General features: G+C 43.9%; 7 protein-coding genes. 6 read left to right on the plus strand and 1 reads right to left on the minus strand.

What is annotated here, in order from left to right; all coding sequences use genetic code 11:
* Positions 1-45: 45 nt before the first annotated feature.
* The 5 genes from IEY34_RS16410 (at position 46) to mgrA (ending at position 4,549) form a co-directional block, all read left to right on the plus strand.
* Entirely contained in the window at positions 46-999 is a 954-nt protein-coding gene (locus IEY34_RS16410) for a C40 family peptidase (RefSeq protein WP_189013041.1), read from the plus strand.
* Positions 1,000-1,106: 107 nt separating this feature from the next.
* The gene (locus IEY34_RS16415; protein ID WP_229757680.1) at positions 1,107-1,700 is read left to right on the plus strand and encodes a ribonuclease H-like YkuK family protein; all 594 of its coding nucleotides are present in this window, start codon (positions 1,107-1,109) and stop codon (positions 1,698-1,700) included.
* Between the two features lie 135 nt (positions 1,701-1,835).
* Entirely contained in the window at positions 1,836-2,342 is a 507-nt protein-coding gene (locus IEY34_RS16420) for an ADP-heptose synthase (RefSeq protein ID WP_189013043.1), read from the plus strand.
* 21 nt (positions 2,343-2,363) lie between these two features.
* Positions 2,364-3,395 carry a phosphotransferase gene (locus IEY34_RS16425; protein WP_189013045.1) on the plus strand — a complete coding sequence of 344 codons (1,032 nt, stop codon included), beginning with the start codon at positions 2,364-2,366 and terminating at the stop codon, positions 3,393-3,395.
* A gap of 164 nt (positions 3,396-3,559) precedes the next feature.
* Positions 3,560-4,549: an L-glyceraldehyde 3-phosphate reductase gene (mgrA, locus tag IEY34_RS16430; RefSeq protein WP_189013047.1), complete on the plus strand. Its 990-nt coding sequence runs from the start codon at positions 3,560-3,562 to the stop codon at positions 4,547-4,549.
* A gap of 3 nt (positions 4,550-4,552) precedes the next feature.
* Here mgrA and xerS read toward each other — a convergent pair whose 3' ends face one another.
* Positions 4,553-5,635, minus strand: a complete 1,083-nt coding sequence (gene xerS, locus IEY34_RS16435; RefSeq protein ID WP_189013056.1) for a tyrosine recombinase XerS — start codon at positions 5,633-5,635, stop codon at positions 4,553-4,555.
* Positions 5,636-5,935: 300 nt separating this feature from the next.
* Here xerS and IEY34_RS16440 point away from each other — a divergent pair, with 300 nt between their 5' ends.
* On the plus strand, positions 5,936-6,205 hold the full coding sequence (locus IEY34_RS16440) for a hypothetical protein (protein WP_189013058.1): 270 nt from the start codon (positions 5,936-5,938) through the stop codon (positions 6,203-6,205).
* Positions 6,206-6,825: the final 620 nt, after the last annotated feature.

The following is a 6,825-nucleotide window of genomic DNA, read 5'->3' on the forward strand; positions in this document are numbered from 1 at the left end:
AGCTAACTCACAGCTAGACAAACACATTCTTTGGAGGTAGAGACGATGAGAAAATGGACGATGGTTTTGGGGATGTTCGTGATGGCGCTTGCTTTTGCATTTCCTGCTGCAACGATGGCAGATGAAGGGGTCACGACGAAGGCGCAAATTGTTTCAGGTGTGAGTTTCCGTGATCAAGCGAGTACTTCCAGCAATGTAATTCGCATGTTGAAAACGAATGAAATTGTTACCTTGACTGATTATGTTACTGTCAATTGGTACAAAATTAAAGATGCTCAGGGCGTAAGCGGATATGTTTCAACGAATAGCAAGTACATAAAAGTGATCAGTAATGCGAAAATCATTTATGGCGTTAACTTTCGCAGTCAACCGACATCAGACAGCAGTTCGAAGGTCATTCGCATGCTCAGCAAAGGGGAAGAGGTTCTGGTTACGGATAAAGTGAATGACAGTTGGTACAAGATTCAAGACGGCAGTGGCGTAAGCGGATATGTAAGCACCAGCAGTAAATACATAAGCACTGATTTTTCAGTTAACATACCTAATTTACCCCTGGCGGATGAGATTGAAGCTGTGATCGCAGCAGGCAATGTTTACTTAGGGACGCCGTATGAATTTGGATCTGTTCGTGGAGATACTTCCACTTTTGATTGTTCCGATTTCATCCAAACGATGTTCTGGGATGCGCTTAGATTCTCTGTTCCGGGTGAGTCCCGAGATCAGGGTGAATTCGTTAAATCCCTCGGAGCTGTAAGCAAAGATTGGACAAGATTGAAACGTGGCGATCTGATGTTTTTCAGTAGTTACAAAGGAAGCAAAGCTTCTGATTATCAAGATGTAAACCCGCTAACAGAACCAATTACGCATGTTGGGATTTACTTAGGCAATGGAAGTCTGCTTCATACGTATTCGATTGAATCCGGCGGCGTTCGTGTGGATACGATCGATGGCAAGCAATGGGAGAATCGCTTTTTGTTCGGCGGCAGTGTTATTCGATAACAGATGGTTCGATCTAGGGAACTTTGCCATATACTATAGATAGAGGCGAATGCTGGCTTCAGTATTCGCCTCTTCTTCAATCTAAGGAGAAAGGAAGAACCCTATCTTTGAAACCTTCGACGGCAAGCCATCCCATGGAGTTTCGGAACACGACGGAAAGAGGACTTGACCTTGATACGGTACACGAACGTATTCTACACTTTATACGACTTGATCCCGCAGCTGTTTACAAGTTCATTATCGGAACGGATTGTCAAGTTCATTCGGGTCATACGAAATTCATTACCGGTGTTGTCATTCAGCGGTTAGGAAAAGGAGCGTGGGCGTGTTATCGGCAAGTCATCGTTCACAGAGCCTTGCATTCAATTAGAGAGAAGCTTTCTATGGAAACGGCGCTTAGTGAAGAGATTGCCATGTACTTCGACGAGACGAAGAGACAAGATATGGAAGATATTGTGCTTCCTCACCTCTACCAAGGGGCATCCTTCGATATGTTTATTCATATTGATGCCGGGGATGATGAGAATAAGAACCGGACAGCCAAATTTGTCCAAGAAATGGTACGGCGTGTTGAATCCGTCGGAATGGTACCTGTAATTAAACCAGATTGTTACGTAGCTTCTGCCTATGCGAATCGATTTTCAAAAAAGCCTTATCAGCCGCAATTAGAGGATCGTGAGGTCATCGATGGCATTTTATAAGAAAGACGAACCGTTAGTACGAAGTGATCAATAGGATCCTGCGACTAACGGTTTTGTTTGCATAAAAAAAGGATTTATCCAGCTTATATCGAAATAATGCAAGGACTACCTTAGAGAGAGGGGAGCATGCTATATATGAGCAAAACGTTTATTATAGAGGCTGTTATGTTAGCTGTTCACGGACAATTGATGCTGCCCGGACAGCCCGTTACTTATATAATCCCGTATACCAGTATTCAGGAGCTGTATGAGCTGCAGTCCGGAAGCGAACCCATTATGCTGGAGGAAGAAGACGATGGATTTGTCAAACAAATGATTGGCGAACTGATTGCATTCTTTGAAGAAGCTTTTAACAAGAAAAAGATAGAAAAAGCGCTTTCGATGCCATGGAGAAAAAGCCCGCCGCTTCCTATCAATGAAAATGTGACTTTACTCGTTGTGTTTGCCATTGATAACGAAGCTTATGGCGAACAATTTGACCCCATCGAAACGGAATTAATTCTTACTTCAATTAAGGAGCAGGGAGCGCTGCTAACTGATCAACTAGATTTCATTGAGAGAATCATTCAAGCGGAGATTCCCGTTCAAGCCTTCGATGTAGCAGATTTTGAATTCGCGGTTGAAGATGACAATCAGGTATAGAAGGAGTTGACATCTATTATTATGAGTTCCAAAGAAAAAGAGGAGCAGTTGGCTGCACTGCCTGCCCATTGGTTCCCAGGTCAAGTGTGGACGATGCGCACAGGCGAAGGCGGTATGAATAATACAACTCGTTTTGTAGACGTTGATGATATTTCTTATGTCCTTAGATTGTATGAGACGCATAGGGACATGGATAAAATTAGGTATGAACATCGCATTTTGTTGGCGTTAGCAGATCGCAAAAGTCAACTTTCTTATCGATTGCCGGTTCCTATCGAACTGCCGGAAGGGGGAACAATTGTTCAATTAGATGAGGGTACAGGGAAATTGGCTGCTTTATTTACCTATACGGATGGTTACAATCCGACATGGGCACATCCACAGCAACTAGTCAATTTCGGAAAAGCTGTCGGACAATTATCCTCAGCGCTTGCTGCGATTTCTGTTGAGCTGGCTCCGGTCTACCCTCCTTACTATGAAATCGAGCATATTCATCCCCGTTGTTCACCGGAAGCCGTTCGGACGTTCTGCCTGCAGCCGCCGGATATATTTGTACCGCAAAATAAAGAGCTTTCCTATATATATGAACGATTTGCAGCTTTCTATCAAGCGATTCCCGCACTTCGTCAATTGCCGCATCAGCTTGTTCATGGTGACATTAACGGTTCCAATATGTTAGTTGACGAGGAAGGGAAGATTGCTGCCGTCCTTGATTTTGAGTTTGTGACCCTTGATGTGCGCGTTATGGAATTAGCGGTCTGTTTGTCTGATTTGATTGACCCAAGCCTGCCCGGTTTGGAGTTAAAACGCAATTGCGCGGCTTTCTATGAAGGATATCAATCGTTTATCCAACTGGAAGAGGAAGAGATCCGGTTGCTGCCGCTGCTGATAGAGTTGCGAAGATTAGATGTTTTTATCCATTTTCTAGGCAGATATGTGGATGGGGTAGATGCGCAAGGCGTGCTGATCGATATCATTCAAAATACGTTTGGCAAAACGAAATGGCTGCAGGAAAATGGCTCTGAACTAGTTCGTTCTTTGCAGCCCAAGTAGGGGGGACTAACCTAAAGGTAAGTAAGACACGTTTTTTTCAGTTCTTTTTTTGTTGAGCTCGTTAGCCTATACTAGGACATAAGAACCTTATGAAGTAAGTTTCTGAACAAATTCGGAGATGCTTACGAAGTAAGCGATCTACGAAAACTCTGAGGAGGACAAACATGGTCTATCAAGCTAGCTCAACACGTTATGCAGAAATGAAATATAATCGTTCGGGGAAATCGGGACTTAAACTTCCGGCTATCTCCTTAGGCCTATGGCACAATTTTGGCGGCTTGGATGTTCAAGAGAACGGCAAGGCAATGCTGCTTCGCTCTTTTGACTTAGGAATCACACACTTTGATTTGGCAAATAACTACGGTCCCCCTCCAGGATCGGCAGAGGAACTATTCGGTAAAGTATTGAAAAGTGATTTGGGCGCCTATCGGGATGAATTGATCATCTCAACCAAAGCCGGTTATCACATGTGGGAAGGGCCGTACGGAGAGTGGGGCTCCAAGAAAAACTTGATCTCCAGCTTGGACCAAAGCTTGAAGCGCATGGGTCTGGAGTATGTTGATATTTTCTATTCCCACAGACCAGATCCGAATACACCATTCGAGGAAACGATGGGCGCATTGGATCAAATCGTTCGTCAAGGCAAGGCTCTTTACGTCGGCCTATCGAATTACACAGCTGAACAAACGAAAGAAGCAGCAACGATTCTGAAAGGTCTGGGTACGCCGCTGTTAATTCACCAACCATCTTACAGCATGTTGAATCGTTGGATCGAGAATGGGCTGCAAGACGTGCTGGATGAGTTCGGTACAGGCAGCATTGCTTTCTGTCCGCTGGCTCAAGGCTTATTGACGAACAAGTATGTGAGTGGCGTGCCAAGCGATTCACGCGCGGGCGGGAAAAGCCAATTCCTGAACTCCAAAGATATTACGGAAGAGAAGTTGACGCAAATTACACAATTGAATGAGCTGGCCAGCAGCCGCGGCCAAAGCTTAGCACAGATGGCTCTTGCTTGGGTTCTGCGCGGTGAGCGCGTCACTTCAGCTTTAATCGGTGCAAGCCGTGTTTCTCAAATCGAGGAAAACGTCGCAGCATTGAAGAATCTTGCGTTCGATCCGGAAGAGTTAGCTAAAATCGAAGAAATCCTGAAGTAATCTTCAGGATTCCGCTCTTCGGTCAATCGCTTCGGACATCGTTCTGTCTGTCAGATGCGCATAGATTTGTGTTGTTTCTGGTGAAGCGTGCCCAAGCTGTTCTTGTGTTTTGTACAAGTCGTTCTGTAAATAATAGTCTGTGGCGAAAGAATGCCGCAGTTTATGCACGGACAAGAACGGCTTGCCAAAACGTTTGGCATATTTGATCACCAGTTCTTGTATGGCGCGTTTCGTCATGCGTTCTCCTTCTTTTTTGCCATTTGCGATGGCAAGGAAGAGGGCTTTTTCTTTTTTTAGCGGTTTGTACTGCGTTTGTCGAATAGCCATATAGTCCGTTAAAGCTTGGATGGCTTCATTGCGAAAATAGACGGGCGTTTTGAACGTATCGTCGTTCTTTCCTTTTCGATAGACGTAGGTCAATTTGTTTTTAAGATCAAAATCGTCCACGTTCAAATTAAAAACTTCCGAAACACGGAGTCCTGAATTCAAAATGAGTGTAATGATGCAGGCATCTCGGATTTTATTCAGTTCATAAGAGTATAGCGCTTGTTTATTGCTAGCTACATCATGCTCGTAGCCATGTTTGACATAATCGATAAACTCGACGATTTCTTCTTCTTGCAGCAGCTTGCCTTCTAGCTTAGCCGCGCTGTCCTTAGGCCTATGAGATCGTTTGATTTCAACCTTGGCCATGACATTTCGCTTTAGAAGCGGGTAGAAGTCCTCATCTTCAGCAATCTGACTTAAATAATGAAATAACGATCTTAAGGCGGAGAGCTTGCGATTAATGGTCGTTTTCACATTCGCCTGAACTCTGCGAGTAGCCAGGAACATCCGAAAGTTGTCTACGCTATCCATATGTAATTTCTCCAAGTCCTCCAAGGGAACTTGATTCATGGAAGAGGCTGAACTCAAACCTTCGGCCAAGAGCCAAGACAGGAAAATTTCATAGTCCCTAACATATTCCAATAAGGATGATGGGGATAGATCTGGCAGTTTATAATTAATAAATTTCTCAATATACCAAGGCATGGAAGGGATTCTTTTCTCAAGTTCCAGACGATCTTTTACTTTAATAATATTCATGGATGTCATCACCTCACAAGCTTCTTCATGATGTAAGTATAGCAGTGGCCAAGGCAAATTGGTAGAAGAAGGATGACTTCCGACGGATTTCCTGAGCTATGATAAAATCACCAAACTACAGGCTCGTTTATGAAGATGCTCCTAAATACATAGGGGAGTAGCGTTTGTTATTTCTTTCAGCGATTTATCGGATATTTGGGTAAGCAACAGTGCCTGAAAGAAACATATAGCAATAAGTATAAAATCAGGCTGATAAACCAAAATTAATCGAGTGAAGAAAATTCAACTGGGGGTATTTCAATGCCACAACAGGAGCAAGAAAATGCGGAACAGCCGCAACAAACGATGGATCAAATCAAAGAGGTTGCGCTGAAAGCAGAGCAAGCGGCGGAACAAACGCTTCAGGCAGCGCAACAACTCCATTCGCAAGCTACACAGGCAGCTCTTTCTGAGACGGAGCAACAGATTGAAGAGCTGCAAGGACAAGTCAAGCAAGCTCAGCAAAAATCCGACGAATTGAAACAGGAACTGGAGTCATCCGATCAGCAGTCCGATCAGCAGTCCAATTAAATGACGAGGGTTTTCCCAGAAGCCTACGCGGAAGCGGTAGGCTTTTTTGGGATAATGCGTACTATGTCAAAAAGCTTACCCCTATATTTTGACGTCCACCGCAGTTTTTTTTGCTACGGCGGTTTTTGGTCTGAAGTGTTCTCAAGTGCATCTAATGAACTGTATGATGCTTATAGAGCGGAAAATGGCTACTTTGGAGATTTAATGAACTGAGTTGGCGCTACCCGGTAATTTATTGGTGAAATCGTGATCATTTACTTGAAATAGAGCATCTGGCATTCATTAGATTTTCAGAATGAACGATTTTGGTCGAATAAAGGGTATTGAGTTCGTTAGTGGGGCTAGGGTTTGCAACAATGTTCATTGACTGGATGACCTAGCCTCAGGCTAGGTTTGTCTCATTGGCGTCCACCGCAGCTTTCTTTGCTACGGCGGTTTTTGGCCTCAAGTGTTCTCAAGTGCGTCTAATGAACTGAATGATGCATATAGAGCGGAAGTAACTACTTAGGTATCAGTTAGTTGAAAATAAATTGCCCCCGAAATGCACGGAAAAGAGAGTCGAAAATTGGGCGAGCTTGTTTTTGTAGAGTGGAGATCACACTGCGGATTCTTAGGAATAA

The organism is Paenibacillus marchantiophytorum (genome assembly GCF_014640555.1).
GTDB classification, from domain to species: domain Bacteria; phylum Bacillota; class Bacilli; order Paenibacillales; family NBRC-103111; genus Paenibacillus_E; species Paenibacillus_E marchantiophytorum.